Source organism: Kitasatospora saccharophila (assembly GCF_039529925.1).
In the GTDB taxonomy this organism is placed as follows: Bacteria; Actinomycetota; Actinomycetes; order Streptomycetales; family Streptomycetaceae; genus Kitasatospora; species Kitasatospora saccharophila.
In genome coordinates this window covers 104,062-129,536 of record NZ_BAAANS010000004.1, presented here as the reverse complement: position 1 = coordinate 129,536, position 25,475 = coordinate 104,062, and the positions used below count along the sequence as shown (strand labels likewise).

21 protein-coding genes and 1 pseudogene are annotated in these 25,475 nt (G+C 76.1%); 13 read left to right on the top strand and 9 right to left on the bottom strand.

Going from position 1 to position 25,475, the window contains the following annotated elements; all coding sequences use genetic code 11:
• Positions 1–329 precede the first annotated feature (329 nt).
• From ABD345_RS04890 to ABD345_RS04870, 5 genes are all read left to right on the top strand, one after another.
• Positions 330–4,346, top strand: a complete 4,017-nt coding sequence (locus ABD345_RS04890) for a SpoIIE family protein phosphatase (protein ID WP_344550573.1) — start codon at positions 330–332, stop codon at positions 4,344–4,346.
• Positions 4,347–4,527: 181 nt separating this feature from the next.
• Positions 4,528–8,862: a HAMP domain-containing protein gene (locus tag ABD345_RS04885; protein WP_344550492.1), complete on the top strand. Its 4,335-nt coding sequence runs from the start codon at positions 4,528–4,530 to the stop codon at positions 8,860–8,862.
• 60 nt (positions 8,863–8,922) lie between these two features.
• On the top strand, positions 8,923–11,409 hold the full coding sequence (locus ABD345_RS04880) for a SpoIIE family protein phosphatase (protein ID WP_344550491.1): 2,487 nt from the start codon (positions 8,923–8,925) through the stop codon (positions 11,407–11,409).
• Positions 11,410–11,502: 93 nt separating this feature from the next.
• The gene (locus ABD345_RS04875) at positions 11,503–13,128 is read left to right on the top strand and encodes a phytoene desaturase family protein (RefSeq protein ID WP_344550490.1); all 1,626 of its coding nucleotides are present in this window, start codon (positions 11,503–11,505) and stop codon (positions 13,126–13,128) included.
• Positions 13,129–13,156: 28 nt separating this feature from the next.
• Positions 13,157–13,594 (top strand): SRPBCC family protein, encoded by a 438-nt coding sequence (locus tag ABD345_RS04870; protein ID WP_344550489.1) that lies wholly within the window; start codon positions 13,157–13,159, stop codon positions 13,592–13,594.
• Positions 13,595–13,620: 26 nt separating this feature from the next.
• On the opposite strand, the gene ABD345_RS04865 is transcribed toward ABD345_RS04870, so the two are convergent.
• Together ABD345_RS04865 and ABD345_RS04860 are read right to left on the bottom strand one after the other, a co-directional pair.
• Positions 13,621–14,211 (bottom strand): flavodoxin family protein, encoded by a 591-nt coding sequence (locus tag ABD345_RS04865; protein WP_344550488.1) that lies wholly within the window; start codon positions 14,209–14,211, stop codon positions 13,621–13,623.
• Between the two features lie 105 nt (positions 14,212–14,316).
• A complete protein-coding gene (locus ABD345_RS04860) occupies positions 14,317–15,297 on the bottom strand; it encodes an MBL fold metallo-hydrolase (RefSeq protein ID WP_344550487.1) in 981 nt (326 codons plus the stop codon).
• A 222-nt stretch (positions 15,298–15,519) separates the two neighbouring features.
• Here ABD345_RS04860 and ABD345_RS04855 point away from each other — a divergent pair, with 222 nt between their 5' ends.
• Genes ABD345_RS04855 through ABD345_RS04845 form a run of 3 tightly spaced genes read left to right on the top strand, consistent with a single transcriptional unit; the run spans position 15,520 to position 17,588 of the window.
• Complete coding sequence (locus tag ABD345_RS04855; RefSeq protein WP_344550486.1) at positions 15,520–16,440, top strand: hypothetical protein; 921 nt, start codon at positions 15,520–15,522, stop codon at positions 16,438–16,440.
• A 3-nt stretch (positions 16,441–16,443) separates the two neighbouring features.
• On the top strand, positions 16,444–16,929 hold the full coding sequence (locus tag ABD345_RS04850; RefSeq protein ID WP_344550485.1) for a phage holin family protein: 486 nt from the start codon (positions 16,444–16,446) through the stop codon (positions 16,927–16,929).
• Entirely contained in the window at positions 16,905–17,588 is a 684-nt protein-coding gene (locus ABD345_RS04845; protein ID WP_344550484.1) for a DUF3618 domain-containing protein, read from the top strand. Before ABD345_RS04850 ends, ABD345_RS04845 begins: the two co-directional genes overlap by 25 nt.
• Positions 17,589–17,665: 77 nt before the next feature.
• On the opposite strand, the gene ABD345_RS04840 is transcribed toward ABD345_RS04845, so the two are convergent.
• The gene (locus tag ABD345_RS04840; protein ID WP_344550483.1) at positions 17,666–18,406 is read right to left on the bottom strand and encodes a hypothetical protein; all 741 of its coding nucleotides are present in this window, start codon (positions 18,404–18,406) and stop codon (positions 17,666–17,668) included.
• 247 nt (positions 18,407–18,653) lie between these two features.
• On the opposite strand from ABD345_RS04840, the gene ABD345_RS04835 reads away from it, so the two are divergent.
• Positions 18,654–19,163: a DUF6328 family protein gene (locus ABD345_RS04835; protein WP_344550482.1), complete on the top strand. Its 510-nt coding sequence runs from the start codon at positions 18,654–18,656 to the stop codon at positions 19,161–19,163.
• Positions 19,164–19,218: 55 nt separating this feature from the next.
• Here ABD345_RS04835 and ABD345_RS04830 read toward each other — a convergent pair whose 3' ends face one another.
• The gene (locus ABD345_RS04830; RefSeq protein WP_344550481.1) at positions 19,219–19,692 is read right to left on the bottom strand and encodes a hemerythrin domain-containing protein; all 474 of its coding nucleotides are present in this window, start codon (positions 19,690–19,692) and stop codon (positions 19,219–19,221) included.
• 145 nt (positions 19,693–19,837) lie between these two features.
• On the opposite strand from ABD345_RS04830, the gene ABD345_RS04825 reads away from it, so the two are divergent.
• Complete coding sequence (locus tag ABD345_RS04825) at positions 19,838–20,113, top strand: DUF4235 domain-containing protein (RefSeq protein ID WP_344550480.1); 276 nt, start codon at positions 19,838–19,840, stop codon at positions 20,111–20,113.
• Between the two features lie 94 nt (positions 20,114–20,207).
• Complete coding sequence (locus ABD345_RS04820; protein WP_344550479.1) at positions 20,208–20,393, top strand: hypothetical protein; 186 nt, start codon at positions 20,208–20,210, stop codon at positions 20,391–20,393.
• Positions 20,394–20,460: 67 nt separating this feature from the next.
• On the opposite strand, the gene ABD345_RS04815 is transcribed toward ABD345_RS04820, so the two are convergent.
• Positions 20,461–20,769 carry a helix-turn-helix transcriptional regulator gene (locus ABD345_RS04815; RefSeq protein WP_344550478.1) on the bottom strand — a complete coding sequence of 103 codons (309 nt, stop codon included), beginning with the start codon at positions 20,767–20,769 and terminating at the stop codon, positions 20,461–20,463.
• Between the two features lie 134 nt (positions 20,770–20,903).
• Here ABD345_RS04815 and ABD345_RS04810 point away from each other — a divergent pair, with 134 nt between their 5' ends.
• Together ABD345_RS04810 and ABD345_RS04805 are read left to right on the top strand one after the other, a co-directional pair.
• Positions 20,904–21,176 (top strand): hypothetical protein, encoded by a 273-nt coding sequence (locus tag ABD345_RS04810; protein ID WP_344550477.1) that lies wholly within the window; start codon positions 20,904–20,906, stop codon positions 21,174–21,176.
• A 23-nt stretch (positions 21,177–21,199) separates the two neighbouring features.
• A complete protein-coding gene (locus tag ABD345_RS04805; RefSeq protein ID WP_344550476.1) occupies positions 21,200–21,637 on the top strand; it encodes an STAS domain-containing protein in 438 nt (145 codons plus the stop codon).
• On the opposite strand, the gene ABD345_RS04800 is transcribed toward ABD345_RS04805, so the two are convergent.
• The 4 genes and pseudogenes from ABD345_RS04800 to ABD345_RS04785 form a co-directional block, all read right to left on the bottom strand.
• The gene (locus ABD345_RS04800) at positions 21,618–21,923 is read right to left on the bottom strand and encodes a WhiB family transcriptional regulator (RefSeq protein ID WP_344550475.1); all 306 of its coding nucleotides are present in this window, start codon (positions 21,921–21,923) and stop codon (positions 21,618–21,620) included. The two genes, ABD345_RS04805 and ABD345_RS04800, sit on opposite strands and share 20 nt — an antisense overlap.
• A 248-nt stretch (positions 21,924–22,171) precedes the next feature.
• A pseudogene (locus ABD345_RS04795) lies at positions 22,172–23,116 on the bottom strand (TIGR03557 family F420-dependent LLM class oxidoreductase); the annotation flags it as partial.
• Positions 23,116–24,165: a YihY/virulence factor BrkB family protein gene (locus tag ABD345_RS04790; protein ID WP_344550474.1), complete on the bottom strand. Its 1,050-nt coding sequence runs from the start codon at positions 24,163–24,165 to the stop codon at positions 23,116–23,118. The gene ABD345_RS04790 and the pseudogene ABD345_RS04795, both read right to left, overlap by 1 nt.
• Entirely contained in the window at positions 24,165–25,406 is a 1,242-nt protein-coding gene (locus ABD345_RS04785; RefSeq protein WP_344550473.1) for a cytochrome P450, read from the bottom strand. The genes ABD345_RS04790 and ABD345_RS04785 overlap by 1 nt, the downstream gene beginning before the upstream one ends.
• Positions 25,407–25,475 lie beyond the last annotated feature (69 nt).

The window sequence follows — 25,475 nt, the reverse complement described above, 5'->3', positions numbered from 1 at the left end:
GGGCGGTCGCCGGGTCGGCGAGCCCAGTGGTTACCGGGCCGACGGTGCGGGCGGTTACCGGGCCGGGGAGCGGGCATCCGTCCGGGGCCGAGGGCCGGGGTCGGACCCGGCACAATGAATGGTGACGACGGTGCCGCGTCCGGCGGTGCCGGGTGGGAGGAGGGAGCCCGGTGGCGCGGGAGCGGACACGGGGGGTCTTCGGTGCCGATCCGGTGGTGGGCGCGGACCTGGCGCGGGTCGACTGGGCGGCGACGCCGCTGGGGGACCCGGCGCACTGGCCGCAGGGCCTGCGCTCGGCGGTGGACCTGGTGCTGTCCTCGCGGTTCTCGATGTGGATGGCCTGGGGCCCGGAGCTGACCTTCTTCTGCAACGGGGCGTACCGGCGCGACACGCTGGGCGGCAAGTACCCGTGGGCGCTGGGCCGCCCGTTCCGGGAGGTGTGGGCGGAGGTCTGGGAGGACGCCCGCCCGCGCATCGAGCACGTGCTGACCGAGGGCGAGGCGACCTGGGACGAGGCGCTGCTGCTGTGGCTGCGGCGCTCCGGGTACACCGAGGAGACCTACCACACCTTCTCCTACAGCCCGCTGCGCGACGGGGGCGACGAGGTGCTCGGCGTGCTGTGCGTGGTCAGCGAGGACACCCAGCGGGTGGTCGCGGAGCGCCGGATGGCGACGCTGCGCGACCTGGGCTCCGTCCCGGGGACGGTGCGCACCGAGGAGGAGTTCCTGGCCTTCGCCGCCGGGCAGCTCGCCCGCAACCCGTACGACCTGCCCTTCACCCTCACGTACCTGTTCGAGGAGCAGGGGGGCGGTGCCCGGTTGGCCGCCTCCTCCGGCGTGCCCGCCGGGCACCCGGCCGCGCCCGCGCTGACCGGCCCGGACGGGCCGTGGCCGGTCGCGGCGGCCCGCCGCGGCGAGGCGTCGACGACGGCGCTGGCGGGCGGCCCGTTCGCGGACCTGCCGTGCGGGGCGTGGCAGGAGCCGCCGGAGCGGGCCCGGGTGGTGCCGCTGGGCGGGCCCGGTGACGAGGGGCCGAGCGGTTTCCTGGTGGTCGGCCTCAACCGGTACCGGCCGCTCGACGACGACCAGCTCGGTTTCGTCGACCTGGTGGCGGACCGGCTGGCGGCGGGCGTCTCCAGTGCCCGCAGCCACCAGGCGCAGCAGCGGCGGGCCGAGCAGCTGGCCGAGCTGGACCGGGCGAAGACCGCGTTCTTCTCCAACATCAGCCACGAGTTCCGCACCCCGCTGACGCTGATCGCGGGACCGGTCGAGGCCCTGCGGCAGCGGCTCGCGGGCGGCGGGGCGGACGACGGAGCGGGCGGCGGGGCCGACGACGGGACGAACGGCGGAGCGGACGGCGGGCCCGGTCGCGCGCCCGGCTCCGCTGTCGATCCGGACGTCCGCGAGGACCTGGAGACCGTCCGGCGCAACGCGCTGCGGCTGGAGCGGCTGGTCAACACGCTGCTCGACTTCTCCCGGATCGAGGCGGGCCGGATGCGGGCCCGCCCGGAGCCGGTCGACCTGGCGCGGCTGACCGCCGAGCTGGCCTCGGTGTTCCGCTCGGCCGCGCAGCGCGCCGGGCTCGCCCTGGAGGTCGACTGCGCGCCGCTGGGCGCCCCGGTCCTGGTGGACCCGGGGCTGTGGGAGAAGGTCGTCTTCAACCTGCTCGGCAACGCCCTGAAGTTCACCTTCGAGGGCGCGATCCGGGTGCGGGTGCGCGAGCGGGACGGCCGGGCCGAGGTCACCGTGGCGGACACCGGGGTGGGCGTCCCCGCCGCCGAGCTGCCGCACCTGTTCGACCGCTTCCACCGGGTCGAGGGCGGGCGGGCCCGCTCGCACGAGGGCAGCGGCATCGGCCTGGCCCTGGTCAAGGAGCTGGTCGAGCTGCACGGCGGGACGGTCGGCGCCGAGTCCGTCCCGGACCGGGGCACCGCCTTCACCGTCACCCTGCCGCTGGCCCCGGACGCCGCCCTCCCCGCGGCCCCGGCCCGCCGCGGGTCGGCCGACGGCGCCGAGTCCTTCCTCCAGGAGGCCGCCCGCTGGGAGGCCGCGGACCGGCCGACCGCCGCCGCGGAGGACGGACCCGGCGGGCCGGGCGGCGACGGCGGGCCGGACCGGCCGGACGGGCCCGCGCACGTCCTGGTCGTCGACGACAACGCCGACATGCGCGACTACCTGACCCGGGTGCTGACCGGCGCGGGCCACCGGGTCACCGCGGTCGGCGACGGCGACCGGGCGCTGGCCGCCGTCCGCTCCGTCGCCCCCGACCTGGTGATCAGCGACGTGATGATGCCGGGCACGGACGGCCTGCGGCTGGTCGCGGCGCTGCGCGCCGATCCGCGCACCGCCGCCCTGCCGGTGCTGCTGCTGTCGGCGCGGGCCGGGCGCGAGGACGCCATCGACGGCTTCGAGTCGGGGGCGGACGACTACCTGGTCAAGCCGTTCGCGGCGGCCGACCTGCTGGCCCGGGTGCGGGCGGCGCTGCGGCTGGCGCGGCTGCGCGAGCGGCACACCCGGTGGAGCGAGGGGCTGGTCGACTCGCTCCAGGACGCGTTCTTCGTCTGCGACGAGGACGGCGCGGTCATCCGGGTCAACGCGGCGTTCGCCGACGTCCTCGGGTACGGCCCGGAGGGGCTGCCCTACCGTCCGCCGCACCCGTGGTGGGCGGATCAGGAGGCCGACCCGGAGGCCCGGCAGCGGTCCGCCGACGCGCTGGCCGCGGCGATGGCGGGCGACGGCGGCAGCGCCACCGTCCCCGCCACCCACCGGGACGGCCACCGGATCTGGGCGCACTCCACCTTCAACCGGGTGCCGGACCCGGCGACCGGGCGCACCGTCACCGTCGGCACCTTCCGGGACGTGACCGCCGAGTACTACGCCGTCCAGCGGGAGGGCGCGCTGGCCGCGCTGGCCGACTGCCTGGGCCGGGCCGCGGACGCCGAGGAGGCGCTCGGCTGCGCGCTGGCGGAGATGCGCCGGCTGTGGCGGGCCCGCCGGGTGCTGGCGGCCCGCTTCGACCGCGCGAACACCGCCGCCCCGCCCCGGATCACCGCCGTCGACGACTCCCCCGCCCCGGCGGAGCCCCACCTGTCGGAGTCGGCGGAGCGCCAGCTGGCGGAGCTGGTCGCCGGGCCCGCCCTCGTCCCGGTGGCGGGGCCGGCCGGCACCGGGGTCCGGCTGGAGCACCCCGACGGGCCGCTGGTCCTGGTGGTCGAGCTGGGCGGGCGGCGGCCCTTCACCCGGGAGGACGAGCTGCTGCTCACCCTGTTGGGCGGCCGGCTCGCCCAGGGCCTGGCCCGCGCCCGCCGGATCGACCAGCAGCGCGAGACGGCCCTCGCCCTGCAGCACGCCCTGCTGGGCCCGGACCGGCTGCCGGAGGGCTTCGCCGCCCGCTACGAGCCGGCCGTCCCGCCGCTGGAGGTGGGCGGCGACTGGTACGACACGGTGCCGCTGCCGGACGGCCGGACCGGCATCATCGTCGGCGACTGCGTCGGGCGCGGCCTGGCCGCCGCCAGCGTGATGGGCCAGCTGCGCAGCGCGTGCCGGGCCCTGCTGCTCCGGGACCCGGCCCCGGCCCGGGCGCTGGCCGCGCTGGACGCGTTCGCCGCCACCGTGCCCGGCGCGGTCTGCACCACCGTCTTCTGCGGCGTCCTCGATCCGGCCACCGGCGAGCTGCGGCACTCCAGCGCCGGGCACCCGCCCGGGGTGCTGGTCCGCGCCGACGGCAGCACCGTCCTGCTGGAGGGGGGACGCTCGCTCCCGCTGGCCGTGCGCCCCGGGCTGCCGCGGCCGGAGGCCACCGTGGTGCTGCCCGGCCGTTCCACGCTGCTGCTGTACACGGACGGGCTGGTCGAGCGGCGGCGCGGCAGCCTGGCCGCGGGCATCGCGGAGGCGGCCCGCGCGGTCGGGTCGGGCGGGCACCTGCCGACCGCCGAGCTCCCGGACCACGTGACCGGCCGGATGGCGCCCGGCGAGGGTTACGAGGACGACGTGGCGGTGCTGCTCTACCGGCAGCCGGGCCGCCTGGAGCTGTCGCTGTCCGCCCGCCCGGAGGAGGCGGCGACGGCCCGGGCGGCGCTGCGCGGCTGGCTGACCGGGTGCGGCGTCCCGGCCGGGGCGGCCCGGGCGGCGGCGGCCGCCGGCGGGGAGGCGTTCACCGGGGCGCTCGCCGGTGCTCCCCCCGCGGGCCCGGGCGGCACCCTGCGGCTGTCCGCCACGGCCGGCACCGACCGCCTGCGCGTCACCGTGCTCCCGGCGGACGGCGGCGCCCCGGTGGTGGCGGAGGCCGCGCTCCCCCCGGCCGGGCTCCCCGCGGCCGGGCTCTCCCCCGCCGCGTTCCCGTCCTGAATCCGGCGTTCCCGGGGAGCCGTTCGCCGCGCGTTCCCCGGGCCGGGGTTTCCGGTGCTTCGCCCGGCTGGGGTAGCCTCGCCCGGGGCCCCGGGGGACTGCGCTCGGACGGTTTCCGGGCCCGTGCGCTCGATCGGTTGCTCCGCCCTGCGGCGGAGCGTGCTAGGAGGCTGAGCTTTCGATGGCTGGCTCGACGACGTCCCCGGACTCCCGGCAGGAAGACCCCCGGCCGGCCGGCTCCCGACCGGAGGGGTCCCGTTCGGCGGGCCCCGGGCCGGAGCCGGCGGCCGACCGCTCGAAGATCGGCGAGGCCGAGCTGCGCTCGCTGCTGGCCGGTCTGACCGCGGTGCGCGACGGGGACTTCAGCACCGAGCTGGCGGAGGACGCGGACGGGCTGCTGGGCGAGATCGCCACCGTGTTCAACGGCATGGTGGACCAGCTGTCCCGGTTCACCTCCGAGGTGACCCGGGTGGCCCGCGAGGTCGGCACCGAGGGGCAGTTGGGCGGCCAGGCGGTCGTTCCCGGGGTGTCCGGCACCTGGGAGGACCTGACCGACAGCGTCAACGCGATGGCGGGCAACCTCACCACCCAGGTGCGCGACATCGCCCAGGTGGCCACCGCGGTCGCCAAGGGCGACCTGTCGCAGCAGATCACGGTGGACGCCCGGGGCGAGATCCTGGAGCTGAAGAACACCGTCAACACGATGGTCGACCAGCTGAGCTCGTTCGCGGGCGAGGTGACCCGGGTGGCCCGCGAGGTGGGCACCGAGGGCATCCTCGGCGGGCAGGCCGACGTGCAGGGCGTCTCGGGGACGTGGCGCGACCTGACCGACAGCGTCAACTCGATGGCGGGCAACCTGACCGGCCAGGTCCGGGCGATCGCGCAGGTGGCGACCGCGGTGGCCGACGGCGACCTGTCGCAGAAGATCACCGTGACGGCGCGCGGCGAGATCCTGGAGCTGAAGGACACCATCAACACGATGGTCGACCAGCTGAGCTCGTTCGCGGGCGAGGTGACCCGGGTGGCCCGCGAGGTGGGCACCGAGGGGCGGCTCGGCGGGCAGGCCGACGTCCGGGACGTGTCGGGCACCTGGCGCGACCTGACCGAGTCGGTGAACGTGATGGCCGACAACCTGACCGCGCAGGTCCGGGCGATCGCGCAGGTCACCACGGCCGTCGCCAAGGGCGACCTGACGCAGAAGATCCGGGTCGACGCCCGGGGCGAGATCCTGGAGCTGAAGGAGACCATCAACACGATGGTCGACCAGCTGTCGGCGTTCGCCGACGAGGTGACCCGGGTGGCCCGCGAGGTCGGCACGGCGGGCAACCTGGGCGGTCAGGCCACCGTCCGGGGCGTCTCGGGCACCTGGAAGGACCTGACCGACAACGTCAACGTGATGGCGTCCAACCTGACCGGCCAGGTGCGTTCGATCGCCCAGGTCGCCACCGCGGTGGCCCGCGGCGACCTCAGCCAGAAGATCACCGTCGAGGCGGAGGGCGAGGTCGCCGCGCTGGCCGGGGTGATCAACACGATGGTGGACACCCTGTCGGCGTTCGCCGACGAGGTGACCCGCGTGGCCCGCGAGGTCGGCACCGACGGCATCCTCGGCGGGCAGGCCCGGGTGCCGAACGTCGCGGGCACCTGGAAGGACCTCACCGACAACGTCAACTTCATGGCGCACAACCTGACCTCGCAGGTCCGCAACATCGCGCAGGTCACCACGGCGGTCGCCAGCGGCGACCTGACCCGGAAGATCGACGTGGACGCCCGCGGCGAGATCCTGGAGCTCAAGACCACCATCAACACCATGGTCGACCAGCTCGGTTCGTTCGCCGCCGAGGTCACCCGCGTCGCCCGCGAGGTCGGCAGCGAGGGGCGCCTGGGCGGCCAGGCCGAGGTGGAGGGCGTCTCCGGCACCTGGAAGCGGCTGACCGAGAACGTCAACGAGCTGGCCGGGAACCTGACCCGGCAGGTCCGGGCGATCGCCGAGGTGACCAGCGCCGTCGCGGCGGGCGACCTGACCCGCTCGATCACCGTGGACGCCTCCGGCGAGGTCGCCGACCTCAAGGACAACATCAACGCCATGGTCGGCTCGCTGCGCGAGACCACCCGGGCCAACGAGGAGCAGGACTGGCTCAAGACCAACCTGGCGCGCTTCTCCGGCCTGCTGCAGGGCCAGCGCGACCTGGCCGTGGTCGCCGAGGCGGTGATGGACGAGCTCACCCCGCTGGTGGGCGCCCAGGTCGGCGCGTTCTACCTGGCCGAGGAGGCCGAGGGCGGCACACTGCTGCGGCTGATCGGCTCGTACGCGTACCCGGACGGCGAGCGGCCGGCCAGCTTCCGGCTCGGCGAGTCGTTCGTCGGGCAGGCGGCCCGCAGCCGGCGCACCATCGCCGTCGAGGCCCTGCCGGCCGGCTACCTGGCGGCCTCCTCCGGGCTCGGCCGCACCGAGGAGCTGTCGCTGCTGGTCGTCCCGATCGTGGTCGAGGAGCAGGTGCTCGGCGTCATCGAGCTGGCCTCGGTCCGGCCGTACGCCACTGTCCACCGGGCCTTCCTGGACCAGCTGATGGAGACCGTCGGCGTCAACCTGAACACGATCGTCGCCAACGTCCGGACCGACGAGCTGCTGGACGAGTCGCAGCGGTTGACCGCCGAACTCCAGGCCCGCTCGCAGGAGTTGCAGGCCCGGCAGGAGGAACTCCAGGCGTCCAACGCGGAACTGGAGGACAAGGCCGCGCTGCTGGCCGCGCAGAACCGGGACATCGAGACCAAGAACCTGGAGATCGAGCAGGCCCGGCAGGAGCTGGAGGAGCGCGCGCACCAGCTCTCGCTGGCCTCCACCTACAAGTCGGAGTTCCTGGCCAACATGAGCCACGAGCTGCGCACCCCGCTGAACAGCCTGCTGATCCTGGCCCAGCTGCTCGCCCAGAACCCGACCCGGAACCTGACCGCCAAGCAGGTCGAGTACGCGGGCATCATCCACTCGGCGGGCTCGGACCTGCTGCAGCTGATCAACGACATCCTCGACCTGTCGAAGGTCGAGGCGGGGAAGATGGACCTCACCCCCGAGCCGGTCGCGCTGCACAGCCTGCTGGAGTACGCCGAGGCCACGTTCAAGCCGCTGACCGGCCAGAAGGGCCTGACCTTCACCGTCCGCACCGCCCCGGACGTGCCCGAGCAGCTGGTCACCGACGACTACCGGCTGCGCCAGGTGCTGCGGAACCTGCTGTCCAACGCGGTGAAGTTCACCGAGCGGGGCCGGGTCGAGCTGCGGGTCGGGCTGGCCCCGGAGGAGCAGGTCCCCGAGGGGGTGCGCCGCGGCGGGCCGGTGCTGGCCTTCCAGGTCTCGGACAGCGGGATCGGCATCGCGCCGCAGCACCTGGAGAGCGTCTTCGGCGCGTTCCAGCAGGCCGACGGCACCACCAGCCGCAAGTACGGCGGCACCGGCCTGGGGCTGTCGATCAGCCGGGAGATCGCCTACCTGCTCGGCGGCGCGATCACCGCCGAGAGCGTGCTGGGCAGCGGCAGCACCTTCACCCTGTTCCTGCCGGTCACCCGCCCCGAGTTCCTGGTGCTGGAGGCCGAGCCCCGGTCCGGGGCGGACGAGCGGCGGGAGGCCCTCGGCGACGCCGGGCACCAGGGCGCCGAGGAGGGCGCCGCCCCGCTCCAGCCGCGCCGCCTGCTGGTGGTCGAGGAGCGCCAGGGCGGCCTGCTGTCGCTGGTCGCCGAGAACGCCACCGCCGAGCCGGCCGGCCTGTCCGGGCCCGGGGAGGGCCGCCGCCGGGCCGAGGTGGTCACCGCGGTCGGCGCGGCGGAGGCCGCGGCCGTCCTGGCCTCCGCTCCCCCGCACTGCGTGGTGCTGGACCTGGACCTGCCCGACGCGGCGGCCCCCGCGCTGCTGCGCGAGATGGACCGCGACCCCGCCCTGCAGGGCGTGCCGGTGCTGGTGCACAGCAACCGCGGGACGCCCGGCGACGCCGACGCGCTCTCCCGGGCCGGGGCCCGCCCGCTGGAGGTCATCTCCAGCCTCGACGAGCTGCGCGAGCGGATCGCCCTGCACATGAGCGCCGACCACCCCGCGGACGTCCCGCTGGTCCGCGGGCTCCCGCAGGACGCCCCCTGGGAGGCCGGGAGCTCGGCCCTGAACGGCCGCCTGGTGCTGGTCGTCGACGACGACGACCGGAACCTGTACGCGATCACGGGCATCCTGGAACTGCACGGCATGCGGGTGCTGCAGGCCGAGAACGGCCGGGCGGCGCTGGAGACGCTGGCCGCCAACCCGGGCGTCGACGTGATCCTGATGGACGTGATGATGCCCGAGATGGACGGGTACGCCGCGACGGCGGCGATCCGCGCGATGCCGCAGTACGCGGCGCTGCCGATCATCGCGGTGACCGCCAAGGCCATGGTCGGCGACCGCGAGAAGAGCCTCGCCTCCGGTGCCAGCGACTACGTCACCAAGCCGGTCGACGCGGGCGAGCTGATCGGCCGGATCGAGGCCCAGCTCACCCGGTAGCCCCCGCGCCCGACCGTCCCACCCCGACCGCCCGTCCGACCGACCGCAGGAGTCCACGCCGTGCACCAGTCCCGGGAGCCGCACCCCGGCCAGGAGCTGCCGATCCCGTCGGCCCTCCCGGTCCCGTCCGGGCGGATCGGCGCCCAACGGCCCGCCCCGACCGACGCCTCCGGGCCGGAGGGCGCACCGGCCGACGGCGCCCAGGTCGACGGCGCCCCGGCCGACGGCGCGCTGGGGCGGCTGGCCGGCGCGGTGGACCAGCTGCGCCGGCAGCTCGACGAGGCGCAGGCGCACGCCGCGGGCCGCTCGGTGGTGGAGATGGCGGTCGGCGTCCTGGTGGAGCGGCTGCGCTGCGGGCCGACCGAGGCCGCCAAGCAGCTCCACCTGCTGGCGGAGCAGGCCGGCTCCACCCCGTTGGAGCTCGCCGCCGGGCTGGTCAACCAGGCCGCCGCGGACAAGATCTCCGAGGCCGCCCAGGACTTCGTGGCGCGGACCGCGGACCCGGCGGACCCGGCGGACCCGGGCGTGGGCGTCCGGCTGCGCAACACCGAGGCGGACGCGCTGAGCGGCAGCGACGCCGCCGCGGCGGCCCGGGCGATGCTGGAGCACGCGCTGCGCCCGCTGGGCGCGGTCGCGGTGGCCATCTGGGCGGCCCGCCCCGACCTGTCGCTGGCGCTGGCGGGCAGCGCCGGCTTCACCGACGCGGAGGCCCGGCGGTGGCGCCACGTGCCGCCCGGGGTGGTCACCGCGGCCCGCCGGGCGCTGGACGAGCGGGCGACGGTGGCGTACCGGACGCTGGCCGACGCGGCCGTCCCGTCGATCGGCCAGCACGAGACCGGCGGCGGGCGGATCGCCGTCCCGGCCGGGGTCGGCGGCCGGCTGATCGGCGTCCTGGAGGTGTGCTGGCGCGGGGAGCTGCCGGAGCGCTCGCAGTCGCTGCAGCGGCAGTTCGAGGCGCTGGCCGGGCTGTGCGCGGCCACCCTGGAGACCTGGGGGGCGGACGCCCCGGAGGGGGCGCCGGGGACCGGGCGGCTGGACGAGCTGGCCCGGCTGGTCGACGGGCTGCTCGACCCGTGCATGGTGCTGGAGCCCGCCGACGACGCCGTCCCGCCGCGCTTCGTGATCCGGCACGCCAACCCGGCGTTCGTGGACTTCGCGGGCCGCCCGACCGCCGCGCTGGTCGGCTCGCCCCTGCTGGAGGCGTACCCGCTGGCCGCCCGGGAGGGCGGCCTGCTGGGGGCGGTGGAGGACGTCCACGCCACCGGGACGCCGTTCCGGGACCCGCGGATGCAGCTGGCCGCCCTGGTGGACGGGGTGCCGCTGAGCACGGACGCGTACGTGTCGGTCAGCCGGCACGGCAGCCACGTGACCGTGCTGTGGCGGCTGGCCGACAACACGCCGAAGATCGCCCGGCTGCTGCACCACGCCCAGCGGCTGGGCCGGATCGGCGGCTTCGAGGAGGACCTCGACTCCCGCCAGGTGGTCTGGAACGACACCCTGTTCGAGCTGTACGGCCTGCCCGCCACCGCGCGGCCGATCGCGCTGGACGAGCTGACCGAGCACGCCCATCCGGACGACCGCCACGCCGTCGACCGGTTCCTGCGCACCCTGCTGCACCACCGCCGTCCGGCGTCCACGGCCTTCCGCCTGCAGCGCCCGGACGGCGTGAGCCGGCACGTCCGGGTGGTGGCCGAGCCGGTCCACGACCCCGCGGAGCGGGTCAGCGCCGTCCGCGGCGCCTACCAGGACGTCTCCGCCCAGCACTGGACCGAGGTCGCGCTGGCCGCCACCCGCGACCAGCTGGCCCAGACCGAGCAGCAGGCCGCCGAACGGCACCGCTTGGTCCGGCAGCTGCAGCACGCGATCATGCCGCCCAGCAGCGGCCCGCTGACCCTGAACAACCTGGACGTCGCGGTGCGCTACCGGCCCGCCGAGAAGGACCACCTGGTCGGCGGGGACTGGTACGACGCGCTGCCGCTGCCCTCCGGGCAGGTGCTGGTGTGCGTCGGCGACGTCGCCGGGCACGGCATCGAGGCCGCCACCGGGATGGTCGCGCTGCGCAACGCGCTGCGCGGCCTGGCCGCCACCGGGGCCGGCCCGGCCCAGCTGCTGGCCTGGCTGAACAGCGTGACGCACCACCTGACCGACAACGTCACCGCCACCGCGGTCTGCGGCCTGTACGACCCGGAGCACCGCCGGCTGCGCTGGGCCCGGGCCGGCCACCTCCCGCCGGTGCTGCTGCGCGGCGGGAGCGCGGAGTGCCTGCCGCAGGTGGACGGCATCCTGCTGGGCGTGATCGGCCGGGCCGACTACCAGGAGAGCGAGATCGAACTGGCGCCGGGCGACCGGATCGTGATGTACACCGACGGCCTGATCGAACGCCGTGACCAGGGCCTGCACACCTCGCTCGCCAACCTGGTGGCCCTCTCCGAGGCCGCCCCGCGCGCGGGCGCCGCCGCCCTCGACGCCCACCTGGACCACCTGCTGCGGTTCAGCGGCGCCGACACCGACGACGACACCTGCCTGGTCGGCTTCGAGGTGCGGTAGCGGGCCCGGCCGGGGGCGGATGTCCCGGCCGCAGGTGTGCGGTCGGGGCGGGTCGGGCAGGCGCGGGGCCGTCGAGGTCCTGAGGAGGCCGGCATGGCTGACGCGATCGTGATCGGATCCGGCCCCAACGGGCTGGTCGCGGCCAACCTGCTCGCGGACGCGGGCTGGCGGGTCCTGGTGCTGGAGGCGCAGCCCGTCCCGGGCGGGGCGGTGCGCAGCGACCGGGGCGTGGACCCACGTTTCGTCTCCGACCTGTTCAGCTCCTTCCACCCGCTGGCCGTCGCCTCCCCGGCGATCCGGGGGCTGGGGCTGGAGGGGTTCGGGCTGCGCTGGAGCCACGCCCCGCTGGTGCTGGCCCACCCGCTGCCGGACGGCCGCTGCGCCGGCCTGTACCGGGACGGCGACGGCGGGCCGGACCCGGAGCTGCTGGAGCGGATGTTCGGCGGGCCCGACGCCCGGGCCTGGCTGGGGCTGGCCGACCGCTGGGACGAGTTGGAGCCGCACCTGGTGAACGCCCTGCTGACCCGGTTCCCGCCGGTGCGGGCGGGTGCGGCGATCGCGGCCCGGCTGCGCCCGGCCGGGCTGCTGGACCTGGCGCGGTTCCTGGCGCTGCCGGTGCGGCGCCTCGCCGAGGAGGAGTTCGCGGGCGACGCGCCGGGGCTGCTGCTGGCCGGGTGCGCGCTGCACGCGGACCTGCTGCCGGAGGCGGCGGGCAGCGGCGCGTTCGGCTGGCTGATGGCGATGCTGGGGCGGCGGTACGGCTGGCCGGTGCCGGTCGGCGGGGCGTCCGCGCTGACCGCCGCGCTGGTGCGCCGGCTGGAGTCCCGGGGCGGGGAGGTGCACTGCGGGCAGCCGGTGCGGGAGGTGCTGGTGCGGGACGGGACGGCGCTCGGCGTGCGCACCGCGGACGGCTGCCGGCACCGGGCCCGGCGGGCCGTCCTGGCGGACACCGCCGCGACCGCGCTGTACGGCGGCCTGGTCGGCTGGGAGCACCTGCCCGGGCGGCTGCGCCGGGACGTGGGCCGCTTCCAGTGGGACTTCGGCACCGTCAAGGTGGACTGGGCGCTGCGCGGGCCGGTGCCGTGGAGCGCGCCGCTGGCGGGCCGGGCCGGGACGGTGCACCTGGGCGCCGACCTGGACGAGCTCGGCGACTTCGCGCACCAGGTGATCACCGGGCGGCTGCCCGCCCGTCCGTTCAGCCTGTTCGGGCAGATGACGGTGGCCGACCCGTCCCGTTCGCCGCGCGGCACCGAGTCGGCCTGGGCCTACACGCACGTGCCGCAGCGGATCTCCGCGGACCTCGGCCCGGACGGCATCACCGGCCGGTGGGACGAGCGGGAGGGCGAGGCGATGGCCGACCGGATCGAGCGGCAGGTGGAGCGGTTCGCCCCCGGTTTCCGCGACCTGGTCGCCGCCCGCCGGGTGCTCACCCCGCCGGTGCTGCGCGGGCTCGACGACAACCTGGTCGGCGGCGCCCTCAACGGCGGCACCGCGGCCCCGCACCAGCAGCTGTTCCTGCGTCCCACCCCGGGCACGGCCGGGCCCCGCACCCCGGTCGCCCGGCTCTACCTGGCCTCCGCCTCCGCCCACCCGGGCGGCGGCGTGCACGGGGCGTGCGGCGCCAACGCCGCCCGCGCCGCGCTGAACGCCCACCGTCGTTCGCCGGCCCGCTTCCTGCCGGCGGGCGGCCCGACCGTCCGGCGCGGGCCGCACCGCTGACCCGCCCGTCCGAAGGGAACGGATCCCCATGGCACAGCGCCAACGCCTGATCGACTGCCCCGCGGCGCAGGTCTGGAACGTCCTGGCGAACGCCCGGAGCTACGCGCAGTGGGTGGTCGGGACGCAGGACGTCCTGGACGCGGACGAGCAGTGGCCCGAGGTCGGGGCCCGGCTCAGGTTCCGGGTCGGCCTCGGGCCCGCCACGCTGGAGGACACCTGCGTCGTCCGGATCTGCGAGCCGGGCCGCCGCCTCGAACTGGAGGCCGCGGCGGACCCGCTGGGCACCGCCCGGATCGCCTTCTCGCTCGTCCCCTGGGGCAACGACACCCTGCTGCTGCTCGACGAGCACCCGCTGCGCGGGATCGGGGCCCGGCTGGAGAACCCGCTCACCGAGCTGCTCCTGCACCTGCGCAACCGCCGCCTGCTCGCCAACCTGGCCCGCAACGCCACCCGCTCCTCCGGGTAGCCGCCGCCGCTGCCCGTCGCTCCCCGTCAGTCCTCGTACGGGAAGCGGGCGAGCGGGGGCCGCCCGGCGAAGAAGGTCTTGGCGCGGGCCATCGCCCGCTCGTCGGCCAGGACCTGGCCCGGGCTGCTGGCGTTGCCCAGCAGGACGCCGCCGAAGCGCATGCCCATGTACGCGGCGGTGTGCTGGAGCGTCAGTTCCAGCGGGCGGGCCACCTCCTCCTCGGCGTGCGCCATCGCGGTGACGCCCCACAGGGTGCGCCCGGCCATCTCGGCCCGGAACCCCGGGTCCGGGGTGCGCAGCCACTTCGACCAGTGGTCGAGGTAGCGCTTGGCGGCGGAGGAGAGCGAGTACCAGTACAGCGGCGAGGCGATCACCAGGTCGCTCGCGCCGCGGGTGGCCTCCAGCAGCAGCGCCTCGTCCCCGACGGTGGGCCGGGACTCCGGCCCGCCCGGCGCGTGCCGCGCGTCGACGTACTCGGGCAGGTCGAGGGAGGCCAGGTGCAGCCAGCGCTGCCCGGTGCCGGCCGGGAGCTGCTCGGCGGCGGCCCGGGCGAGCGCCTCGGTGTTGCCGCCGGTGCGAGCGCTGCCGAGCAGGAAGAGGAACGAACGGGGTGTCATGCGGGGCTCCGGCGCGGGTCGTTCCGGTCGGCCGGCGGCCGCGCCGGAGGGGGCTTGGTGCCTGCCCCAACTCCCGGCGGGCCGCCGGCATTCCGCGACCGCCCGTCAGGCCCGCAGCCGCAGGGTGGCGAGGTGTTCGGGGCGGACCAGCCGGGTGCGCGGGGAGAGCCGGCGCACCTGGTCGAGGAGGCCGTCGAGGTCGATCCCGGGGTCCTGGACGGCGGGTTCGGCCAGCGGCGTCTCGAAGGTGTCCCAGTGCACGGGGACGACGGTGCGCGGGTGGTCGAGCGCCTGGAGCAGCCGCGGCACGTACTGGTGGGTGGTGCGGGCGGTGCTCTCGGCGGCGATCATCGCGACGTCGGGGCGCAGGCCGGCGTAGGTGTGCTCGACGAAGTCGCTGGCGCCGGTGAGCAGGGTCGACGGGCCGTCACCGATGCGGACCTGGAAGGCCAGGGTGTCGCCCTCGACGAGTTCGCCGATGGTCGCGGGCGGCGCGGCGGGCGGAGCGGTGAGGGTGCCGGGCGCCCAGTAGCGGTGCGTCGCGTTGCGGCTGTGCAGGCTGGCCACCACCCGCACGGTGTACCCGCCGAAGTCGAGGACCTCGCCGCCCTTCACCACGATCAGCTGCGCCGGTGGCACGCCCGTGGCCCGGAGCAGGTGGCAGGTGGTGGCGGTGCCGACCACCTGGACCCCGCGGCTCTTCGCGATGTACGGGACGTCGTTGAAGTGGTCCCAGTGGCTGTGGCTGACCAGCACGAGGTCGGGCTCCCCGATGTGCCGGTCGACCACGTCGGTGGCCACGGTGAGCGGAGTGGCGGCGTCGAAGCCGTGGGTGGGGAAGCGGGTGAGGTACGGGTCGAACAGGACGGTGTGCCCGTCGCCCTCGATCCGCCAGCCGCTGTTGCCCAGCCAGGTGAACGCCGTCTCGGCGCCGCCACCGCCCTGCGGCGGTGACTGCGGCTGTGACTGCGGCTGCGGCTCGCCTGCGGCGGCGGCCGGGGTGACGGCCCCGGCCACCGGCAGGAGGGCGGCCCCCGCGACCGCCGTCCGGAGGAGTCCGCGCCGCCCCAAGGTGTTGTTGTCCATGCCCCGACAGGACGTCGCCCGGGTGCCCCCGGTTCCGGCCGGGGCCGGATCGGCCGGCGCTCGACGGCACGTCACCCGCCTTGCCGGGCAGGCGGGTTGACGGAGCGGCGGCCGCCGCGGCCGGGGCCGGATCGAACGGGTTGCGGACATATCTGTGTATGTCGCCCGGAACGGGGCAGTCGGGCGGCACGAACGATCCGACCCGCGGAGTGAGGAGCAGCCTTGAACGACTATGCGAATCAGGGAAGTTGGGAGTCGGAGCAGCACGTCGGCCCGGTGGGTGCCGCCGCCCGGAGCGTGCGGGACGGCGCCGCCGGGGGCGCGCACGTGGTGGCCGACCAGGCCGGTGAGGTCGCGGGAACGGTCGAGGAGCAGGCCGCCCGGGTCGCCCAGGAGGCGCTCGCGCAGGCCCGGGACCTGCTCGACGAGGCCCGCGGCCAGGTGCGGGGCCAGGCCAGGGAGCAGACGGAGCGGCTGGCGGAGAACGTCCGCCGGCTGGCGGCGGAGCTGCGGGAGATGGCCGCGCACGGCAAGCCCGACTCGACGGCGGCCGTCGCGGTCGCCCAGCTCGCCGACGGCGGGCAGCGGGTGGCCGACCGTCTGCAGCGGCGCGGCCCGGACGGGCTGCTGGAGGACGTGCAGGACTTCGCGCGCCGCCGCCCCGGCCTGTTCCTGGCGGGAGCGGCACTGGCCGGGTTCGCGCTCGGCCGGGCCGGCAAGGGCGTCGCAGCGGCCGACGGCCCCTCCGAGCACGGGCACGACGGGCACGACGGGCAGGACGGGCAGGAGGGGCTCGGCGGCCACGACGAGCGGGACGGGGCCTGGCCGGACCGTCCGGGCGTCGTGACGGCCCCGGTGAGCGCCCCGCCCACCGTGCCCCCGGCCGTCCCCGGCACCTCCGACCCGTACGGCACGGCCCCCGCCTACCGGCCGAACCCGGGCCGCTCGCCGGAGCCCGGCCCCGTCGGGGGCACCGGCCACGTCGAGGACCCGCGGCACGGCCAGTTGCAGGGGCCGCTCCCCGGCCGGGAGCAGGGCCGGGACCAGGGCTGGGAGCAGGGCCGGGACCACGGCTGGGAGCAAGGCGGGGAGCAGGCCCCGTTCCACGGCCTGGGGCAGCAGCCGCCGGCCCGGGGGGTGTGAACCGTGACCGCACCTTTCACCGACCACCGCACCGCCGGGTACCCCGCGGCCGAGGCCCCGGGCCCGACCCCTCCCCCGCCCCGGCAGCCGCCCGGCTCCGCCGAGCGGGGCGGGCACGAGTCGCTGGGCGACCTGATCAGCGAGATCACCGGCGACCTGAGCCGCCTGGTGCGCGACGAGATCGAACTCGCGAAGGCCGAGATCAAGCAGGAGGCGACCAAGGCGGGCAAGGCCTCCGGCATGCTCGCCGGGGCCGGGTACGCCGGGCACATGGCGGTCGTCCTGGGCAGCCTGACGGTGGTCTTCGCGCTGGCCGCGGTGATGCCCCCGGCCTGGGCCGCGCTGGTGGTCACCGCCCTGTGGGCGCTGGCCGGGGCGGTGCTGTGGAGCACCGGCCGCAAGCGGCTGAAGGACGTCCGGCTCAAGCCCGAACAGACCGTGCAGACCCTGAAGGAGGACGCCGCATGGGCGCGACACCCGATGAGCTGAGGAACGAGGTCGAGGCCCGCCGGGCGCACCTGGCGCAGAACGTCGACCGGCTCGCCGACCGGATCACCCCGAGCCGGGTGGTGCACCGCCGGGCCGACGCCGCACGCCGCACGATGACCGGGATCAAGGAGCGAGTGATGGGACCCGTCCACGACAGCGCCGAGTCGACCCGCCACGCGGCGGACGCCACCGGTGACACCGCCGCCCGGCTGGGCCGCACCGCGCAGGAGGGCGCCGCCCAGCTGGGCGAGTCCGTCCGGCGGGCGCCCGAGCAGGTGCGCCGGCGGACGCAGGGCAGCCCGCTGGGTGCGGGCCTGGTGGCGTTCGGCGCGGGCCTGCTCGCGGCGGCGCTGCTGCCCGCCAGCCGGATCGAGGAGCGGGGCGGCGAGCGGCTGCGCGAGCACCCGGAGCTGCTGGAGCCGGTGAAGCGGGCCGCCCTCGACACCGCGCGGGACGTCCGGGACGACCTGCACGACCCGGCCGCCCGGGCGGTGCGGTCCGTGGAGGCCGCCGCCCGGCAGGCCGCCGACACCACCGCGGCGGCCGCCCGGGACGCCGGGCAGCACGCGGCGCAGGAGCTGCGGGCCACCGGCCGGGAGACCGCCCACGAGGTGCGGGACGGCGTGCACGGCGGCCCGGACGGGCACCGGCTGCCCTGACCGGCCGGGCGCGGCCGAGCGGCCGCCGCCCCCGCGACCGTGCGGGGCGGCGGGCGCTCTGCCGCGCCGGAGCCGTGCTACTGGTCGAGCAGGCCCACCGCGTGGGCGATGACCAGCAGGGACGTGATGAGGGCGGCGATGCTCTCGACGGCCATCAGGGCCTTGGCCCGGGTGGACAGCGGCATGGTGTCGGTGGGGCTGAAGGCGGTGGAGTTGGTCACCGAGACGTACAGGTAGTCCATCAGAGTGGGCACCCAGTCGGAGCTGCGGGCGGAGCCGTCGGCGACCTCCTCGACGGCGTCGTGGTTCTCGTCCTGGGAGAACCGGAAGTCGGCGAGCGGGAGTTCGGCCCGGTCGGCCTGGGTGCGCACCACCGGGCCGCCGCGGTCGAGCTCCCAGAAGGCCAGGCCGAAGACGATGATGCCGGTGGCCCAGACCTGGAGCGCGGCCAGCAGCAGCGAGCCGCCGTCGTCGGCCCGGTCGGTGACCATGGCGTTGACCAGCAGGCCGAGCGAGACGAGGTTGCTGAGGCCGATGAGGGCGACCAGGGTCAGCGACCCGATCCGGGAGAGCCGGTTCTGCCGGGTCATCCGGCGCGGGTTGACCGCGATCAGCGGGACCAGCAGCAGCACCTCCAGCGCCGGCAGGACGAAGCGCGGGACGAACAGCAGCTGCTCCGGCAGGACCAGGTAGAGCAGGATCGCCGCCAGGGTGGCGATCACCGCCGGCAGCCTGGCCTCGCCCCGGCGCTCGTGGCGCGCGAAGCGCTGCCGGGCCCTCTCCCGGTAGTCGTTGACGGACCGTTGCGCACTGCTCATGGACGGATCCTCCCGGTCGGAGTGGATGGCCCTGCACGCTTGCCCCGCCGTGCGCCGCCCACGCCGGGCACGGCCGCCGCCCGCGCCCGGCATGGCGGCTGCCCGCGCCGGGCAGCCGGGTCCCGAGGGACGACACGGGCGCGGGTGCCGCCCGTGGCCCCCGGGCCGACGGACGATCGGCTGCGGAGGCGGTGCACCGCGTCCCGATCAAACACGACGAGCGGTACGACGAGCGAGGGGACTCCCCGTGGACGACTCCCGGAACACCGGCGGCGGCCCCGGCCGTGACGAGAGCGCGCAGGAGCGGGCCGACCGGCAGTGGGACGAGATGCTGCAGGAGGTGCGGGTGGCGCAGACCGGGGCGCAGATCCTGTTCGGCTTCCTGCTGAGCGTGGCCTTCACCCCGCGGTTCGCCGGGCTCGGCGGCTTCGACAAGGGCCTGTACACGGTCACCGTCGTCCTGGGCGCCTGCGCGACCGCCTCGCTGATCGCGCCGGTCTCCTTCCACCGACTGCTGGCCGGGCACGACCTGAAGCCGGTGCTGGTCCGCACCGGCTCCCGGCTGATCGGCCTGGGCCTGACGCTGCTCGCGCTCACCATCGGCTGCGCCCTGTTGCTGCTGCTGCGCACCGCGACCGGCAACGCCGTGCTGGCCGCGACGGTGTCCGCCTGCACCGTCGCCTACTTCGCGGTCACCTGGCTGGTGCTGCCGTTCCTGCTGCTGCGCCACGAGGAGCGCCGCCACGGCGAGCGGTAGCGGCCGCCCGGCGTGAGAACGGCCCGGCCCCCGCGGGGGCCGGGCCGTTTCGCGGTCACTTCGCGGCGCTGGGCACCTTCAGCGGGTCGCGGGTGGCGGTCTCCTTGGCCGCCTCCAGGCGTTCGCCGAGTTCGAGCAGGCGGTTGCGCCCCATGGCCTTGCGGACCTCGGGGAACCAGTCCCGCTCCTCCTCCTCGACGTGGTGGCGGACGTTCTCCATCAGCACCGTCATCTTGGCGTCGAACCGCTCGTCGTGCGGATCGAGGCCGGCCAGTTCGGCCAGCGTCCACACCACGACGTGGTGCTCCTCGACGCTCTCCAGGACGTGGTCGGCGGTCCCGGGGGCGGCTTCGCGCGCGGCCGGGTAGAAGACCTCCTCCTCGATGACGGCGTGGACGGTCAGCTCCTCGATCACCCGGTCGGCGATCCGGCGCTTGGTCGCGTGGGCCCGGTCGCCGGCCTTCTCGAACTCCTTGAAGAGCTTCTCGACGGTCTTGTGGTCTTCCTTCAGCAGCACGATCGCGTCCATCGGGTCTCCTCGGTCCGGTACGGGTGGGACGGCGGTCGGCTACCCGGAACGGGCCGGGTCACGCGGGGCCGCCGTTTGCGGCGTGGTCCGCCGGGCAGCCGCCGGAGGGTCCGGGGCCCGGGGCCCGTAGCTGGAGGAGGTCGTGATGAAGGCGGCAGCGGTGGTGTACAAGCCGGTCGGTCTGGCCGTGGGGGCGCTGGGCGGGGTGGTGGCCGGGGCGGTGTTCAAGCGGGTGTGGCAGTGGGTCGCCCACGAGGACGACGCGCCGGACGCGACCGACGAGGACCGGGGCTGGCGGCAGGTGCTGATCGCCGCCGCGCTCCAGGGGGCGGTGTTCGCGCTGGTGAAGGCGGCCCTGGACCGGTCGGGTGCGACGGCCTGGAAGCGGGTGACGGGCGTGTGGCCGGCCGGGCGGGGCTGAGGGCGGCCGGGGTTCACCCGGTCGGCCCGGTGTGGCCGCCCGGGTCGGGGGTAGCCGCCGGGTGTCCCCGACGGAGTGCAGGAGAGGAGCAGCCATGACCACGCAGGACGGCGAGAAGAAGGACCGGGCCGCCGAGGAGGCGGCCGGGCAGAGCGTGCGCGAGCGTTCGGCCGAGGAGCGCGAGATCACCGCGCCGACCCCGGCCGACGTGCGGGCCAAGGCCGAGGGCAACGGCGACGAGGAGCCCGAGCCCCCGGCGGCGGACACCCAGGCCCCCTGATCACCGGCCGCCGGGAGTCGGCGGCCGACCCCTGACCGCTGACCCCCGGCCCTGCGGGCGCCGGGGGTCAGGGCGCGTCCGGCGGCGGGGTGAGGAGGGCCGAGAGCAGTTCGGCGATGGTGGGGCCGGCGTCGGCGGGATGGCGCAGTTGGCCGTCGATGACGTGGTAGTGGTTGGTGCGGCCGACGCGCTCGTGGGAGAGGTACCCGGCGTCCTCCAGGTCGGAGATGATCCGCTGGACCGCGCGCTCGGTGAGCAGGCAGCGGGCGGCTATGTCCCGGACCCGGATGCCGGGGTCGCGGTAGATCTGGATCAGCACCCTGGCGTGGTTGGTCAGGAAGGTCCACTGGCGGCTGGCTTCGGCGGTTCTCTCCACCGGTCCAGGATATGCACTGCGATTCACGACACGTCATGCATGACATAATTTTCGTGTATTCATTGACGCATGTCATGCGTGCGGGGAGAGTGGACCGTGCCGGTCCCCCGCACCAGCGCTTGGAGGCGATGTTCGTGGACTTCCCCACCCGGGCCCGCCTGGAGCGCTTCACCGAGGTCCTGACCGCCGGCACCGGCGCCGTCGAGGCCCTGCCGCCGCAGCTGCGGTACGCGATCACCGGAGTGGGCGCCTACCTGGCGGCCCTGGAGGAGGGGGCGCCGGCCGCCGGCCACCTGCACGGCAACGCCGTGGCGCTGTGGGACACCCTGTGCGCGGCGGTGGGCTCCACCGCCGGGCCCGCCCCGCTGCCGCCGCCCCGGGTCGCCCCGGCCGGTGCCACTCGGTGACCCCGCGTCCCGGGCGACCGGTCGTGGTGCGGACCCCGGACCTGCGGATCGAGACCCGCCGCACCGGCGGCACCGTCCGGTGCGCCCTGATCGGCGCCCTGCACCAGGACAACCAGCAGGTGTTCGCGCTGGCCCTGCGGGACGGCCTGCGGGCCCGCCCGGCCCGGCTGTCGGTGGACCTGCGGGCGGTGGACCTGTTCACCTCGTCCGCCCTGGACACCCTGCTGCGGACCAGGTACGAGGCCCGCGCCCTCGGGGTGGTGCTGGCCCTGGACTCGCCCTCGCGCTGCGTGCGCCGCTTCCTGGAGATCAGCCGGTCCGCGCCGTACCTGCCGGTCGAGGACAGCGGCCCGGCCCGGGCCCGGCGGCGCTCCCCGCGCAGACCGCCGGGAACGCCGCGGGCCGACCGGAATCCGGTCGGCCCGCGGCACGGCACCACCTTCAGGCGGCACTGGGCATGATCTCCCCGGGCTCGCGGCGCACCAGCAGGACGCGCCGCTCCTCCTCGGTCAGGCCGCCCCAGACGCCGTAGGGCTCCTGGGTGGCGAGGGCGTGCCGCCGGCACTCCAGCCGGACGGGGCAGCCGGCGCAGACCCGCTTGGCGGCCTGCTCCCGTTGCCGGGCCTCGGCCCGGCCCTCGTTCGCGGGTCGGAAGAAGACCTCGCTGCCGACGGTGCGGCAGGAGCCTTCGAGCTGCCAGTCCCAGTGGTGCGTCTGAGCGCCGGGGAGGCGGGAGACCTTGGTCACGACGGTGCCTTCCGAACGGAGTCAATCGAACAACCGCCGTCTAACCGCCCCGCCGCAGGTCATGCACGCCGGCGCCGACCGGATCAGCGGCCGGGGTCGGTGGGGGCGAACTCCGGGCCGTCCCCGGCGTCCTTGGCGTCCTCGTCGGGCGCGGGGGCGCCCTCGCCGGTCATCCGGGCCTCGGGGGTCTCCAGCGGCCGGTCCGGGGCCGCGCCCCGGCCGGCGCCCGAGCCGGGGTCGGCGCCCTTCAGCGCGGGCAGCACCCGGGTCCGGTACGCCTCGAAGAAGGCGTCCTGGTCGGGGCCGATCTGTCCGACGTACACCTCGTCGAAGCCGGCCCGCGGGTAGGCGAGGACCGCCTCGACGTGCGCGTCGACGTCGTCGCCGCAGACCACCGCGTCGGCGACCATCTCCCGGGTGACGAGCGTGCTGGCCTGCTCGAAGTGGGCGGGGGTGGGCAGGACCTGGGCGAGTTCGCCGGGGAGCAGTTCGGTGGGCCAGCGGCGGTGCACCTCGTCGATCGCCGCGTCCCGGTCGGCGCTCCAGCAGACCTTCAGGCCGCCGACGACCTTGCCGGTGCCGCCCGCGTCGCGGAAGGCGGCGACCAGGTCGGCGTCGGGCTGCATGGTGACGAAGCCCTCGCCGATCCGGGCGGCGGTGGCGGCGGCCTTGGGGCCGAACCCGGAGACCAGGATCGGCAGCGGGCCGCGCGGCGCGGTGTACAGGCGGGCGTTGTCGACGGTGTAGTGCGGGCCGCGGTGGCTGACCTGGCGGCCGGTGAACAGTTCGCGCATCACCCCGACGGCCTCCTCCAGCATCTCGGCGCGCTCCTCGAAGGAGGGCCAGCGGTCGCCGAGGACGTGCTCGTTGAGCGCCTCGCCGGTGCCGACGCCGAGGGCGAACCGCCCGTCCAGCAGGACGCTGGAGGTGGCCGCCGCCTGGGCGGTGACCGCCGGGTGCAGCCGGACGGTGGGGCAGGTCACCAGGGTGGTGACGGGCAGGTCGACGGCCTGCGAGAGCGCGCCGATCACCGACCAGACGAAGGCGCTGTTGCCCTGCGCCTCGTTCCACGGGTGGAAGTGGTCGGAGATGGCGAGCCGGGTGAACCCGGCCTCCCGGGCCCGTTCGGCCTGGCGGATCAGTTCCTGCGGGGTGAACTCCTCGCAGGAGAGGAAGAACCCGTACTCGGTCATCACGTCTCCTCGTCTCGGTTCGTCTCGATGTCGGGGGCCGTCTCCCCCTCGGGCCACTTGCGGGTGTCGCGCGGCGGCACGTACGGCTCCTCGTCGGGCGGCAGTCCGCCCTCGACGGCCCGCTCGCGGGCGAGTTCGGCGTCGAACTCCAGGCCGAGCAGGATGGCGAGGTTGGACAGCCACAGCCACACCAGAAAGACGATCACCCCGGCGAGGGTGCCGTAGGTGCGGTTGTAGGAGCCGAAGTTGGCGACGTACGCGGCGAACCCGCCGGAGAGGGCCAGCCAGAGCAGGACGGCCAGCAGGCTGCCCGGGGAGATCCAGCGCCAGCCGCGGCCGCGCACGTTGGGGGCCGCCCAGTACAGCAGCGCGATCATGACGCAGACCAGCAGCACCAGGACCGGCCACTTGGCGACCGACCAGACCGTCACGGCGGTGGCGCCCAGCCCGAGGACGTCCCCGGCGCGCTGGGCGACCGGGCCGGTGAAGACCACGATCACGGCGCTGGCCAGCAGCAGCACCATCATCAGCAGGGTCAGGCCGACCCGCAGCGGGGTGATCTTCCACACCGGGCGGCCCTCCCGGATGTCGTAGACCGCGTTGGCGGCCCGGATGAACGCGGCCACGTAGCCGGAGGCCGACCAGAGCGCGCCCAGCAGGCCGACCACGGCCAGCACCCCGCTGGCGCCGCGCCCGCCCTGCAGCTGTTCGACCGCGGTGCGCAGGACGTCCTGGGCCGGGCCGGGGGCGAGCTGCCGCAGGTTGTCGAGGACGGTGTCGGTCGCGGAGCGCCCGAGCAGCCCGAGCCCGGAGACCAGCACCAGCAGCGCCGGGAAGACCGCCAGCACTCCGTAGTAGGTCAGTGCGGCCGCCCGGTCCGGCAGTTCGTCGTCCAGGAACTCCTTCGCGGTGCGCCGGAGCACCGCGAGCCAGCCGCGGGCCGGGACGTCCTGCGGCCCGGCCGGGGCGGCGGTGCTCCCGGCCCGGCCGCGGTGCCCGTCGTGCTCCTGCGGCGACACCCGCGCCTCCTCGTGCTCGTGCGCGCCCATCAGGCCCGGACCGCCTCGATCACGAAGCCGCTGCGCGGCCGGGCGATCATCCGCCCGAGCGGGATGGAGAGGTCCTGGGCGGGCAGCACGTACTCCAGCCGGGCCAGCCGCACCGACAGGTCCTCCAGCAGCCCGACCACCGCGGCCTCACCCGGGCAGCGGTGCCCGCGCCCCGGGTCGCCGCCGCCCTGCGGGACCAACTGCTCGACGTCCTCCGGCCGTTCGAGGAACCGTTCGGGGCGGAAGGCGTACGGGTCGGGCCACAGCTCCGGGTCGTGGTTCTGCCCGTACAGGTCGAGCAGCACCGTGGTGCCGGCGGCGATCGGCTCGCCCCGGTGGGTCAGGTCGGCGGCGGCCCGGCCGCCGACGAACGGGGCGAACGGGTAGAAGCGGCGGACCTCCTGGGCGAACGCCCGCGCGTAGTCCGGGTCGCCGGTGGCGAGCGCCTCGCGGGTCCGCGGCCAGCGGTACGCGGCGTGGGCGGCGAACGCGACGAACCAGCAGACCGCGACGGTGGGGCGGATCAGGTTGAGCACCTCGACGGCGGCGACCCGGGGCTCCAGCAGTTCGCCGTCCGCGTCCCGGTGCAGCGCCACCCGCTCGACCGGGCAGCCGGCCGGGAGCGGCGCGCTGCCGTCCCGGACGCCCTCGACCACCCCGGCGATCCACGCCTCCCGGCGGCGGCGGGCCAGCCGTCCGCGCCAGTGCCGCGGGCCCGGGGTGGCGAAGCCGTCGACCATGGCGACCAGGTCGGCGGCGAGCGGGCCCGTGCCGTCCTCGGGCGGCGGCAGGCCGGCCCACCGGCAGGCGCCCGCGGCGAGGACCCGCGCCGCCTCGTCCAGCAGCACCACCCGGGGCCGCCCGGCCCAGTCCTGCACCGCGGCCTCCCAGGCCGCGCCGACCTCGTCGACCAGGGCCCGGACCCGGACCGGGTCGGCCAGCAGCGAGAGGAACATCGCCTTGCGCAACCGGTGCACCGGGCCGTCCAGCGAGTGCACGGCGCCGTGCCCGAAGAGCGTGCTCCGCACCGGCTCGGGCAGCGCGCCCGCCCGCTCGACGTGCCGCTCGTCGTAGAAGAACCGGACGGCGTCCGGTCCGTGCAGGGCGACCGCGGGCCGGCCCGCCAGCCTGGTCCGCACGACCGGGCCGGGGTGGCGGCGGCGCAGGTCGGGGAGCCACGCGTAGCCGCGCGCCAGCAGCGGGAGGGTGTTGTCCCACCTGGGGTGGTGTCGTCGGTCCATGGCCGTCGGCTGCCCCGGCCGGCGGATCGGAAACGGGCGCAACCGTCCGAAACCGCCCGTTCCCCCGGG

Coding starts and splice junctions, on each gene's coding strand:
- ABD345_RS04890 (WP_344550573.1), top strand. CDS start 330: ATGTGGATGGCCTGGGGCCCGGAGCTGACCTTCTTCTGCAACGGGGCG.
- ABD345_RS04885 (WP_344550492.1), top strand. CDS start 4,528: ATGGCTGGCTCGACGACGTCCCCGGACTCCCGGCAGGAAGACCCCCGG.
- ABD345_RS04875 (WP_344550490.1), top strand. CDS start 11,503: ATGGCTGACGCGATCGTGATCGGATCCGGCCCCAACGGGCTGGTCGCG.
- ABD345_RS04870 (WP_344550489.1), top strand. CDS start 13,157: ATGGCACAGCGCCAACGCCTGATCGACTGCCCCGCGGCGCAGGTCTGG.
- ABD345_RS04865 (WP_344550488.1), bottom strand. CDS start 14,211: ATGACACCCCGTTCGTTCCTCTTCCTGCTCGGCAGCGCTCGCACCGGC.
- ABD345_RS04860 (WP_344550487.1), bottom strand. CDS start 15,297: ATGGACAACAACACCTTGGGGCGGCGCGGACTCCTCCGGACGGCGGTC.
- ABD345_RS04845 (WP_344550484.1), top strand. CDS start 16,905: ATGGGCGCGACACCCGATGAGCTGAGGAACGAGGTCGAGGCCCGCCGG.
- ABD345_RS04840 (WP_344550483.1), bottom strand. CDS start 18,406: ATGAGCAGTGCGCAACGGTCCGTCAACGACTACCGGGAGAGGGCCCGG.
- ABD345_RS04830 (WP_344550481.1), bottom strand. CDS start 19,692: ATGGACGCGATCGTGCTGCTGAAGGAAGACCACAAGACCGTCGAGAAG.
- ABD345_RS04825 (WP_344550480.1), top strand. CDS start 19,838: ATGAAGGCGGCAGCGGTGGTGTACAAGCCGGTCGGTCTGGCCGTGGGG.
- ABD345_RS04820 (WP_344550479.1), top strand. CDS start 20,208: ATGACCACGCAGGACGGCGAGAAGAAGGACCGGGCCGCCGAGGAGGCG.
- ABD345_RS04790 (WP_344550474.1), bottom strand. CDS start 24,165: ATGGGCGCGCACGAGCACGAGGAGGCGCGGGTGTCGCCGCAGGAGCAC.
- ABD345_RS04785 (WP_344550473.1), bottom strand. CDS start 25,406: ATGGACCGACGACACCACCCCAGGTGGGACAACACCCTCCCGCTGCTG.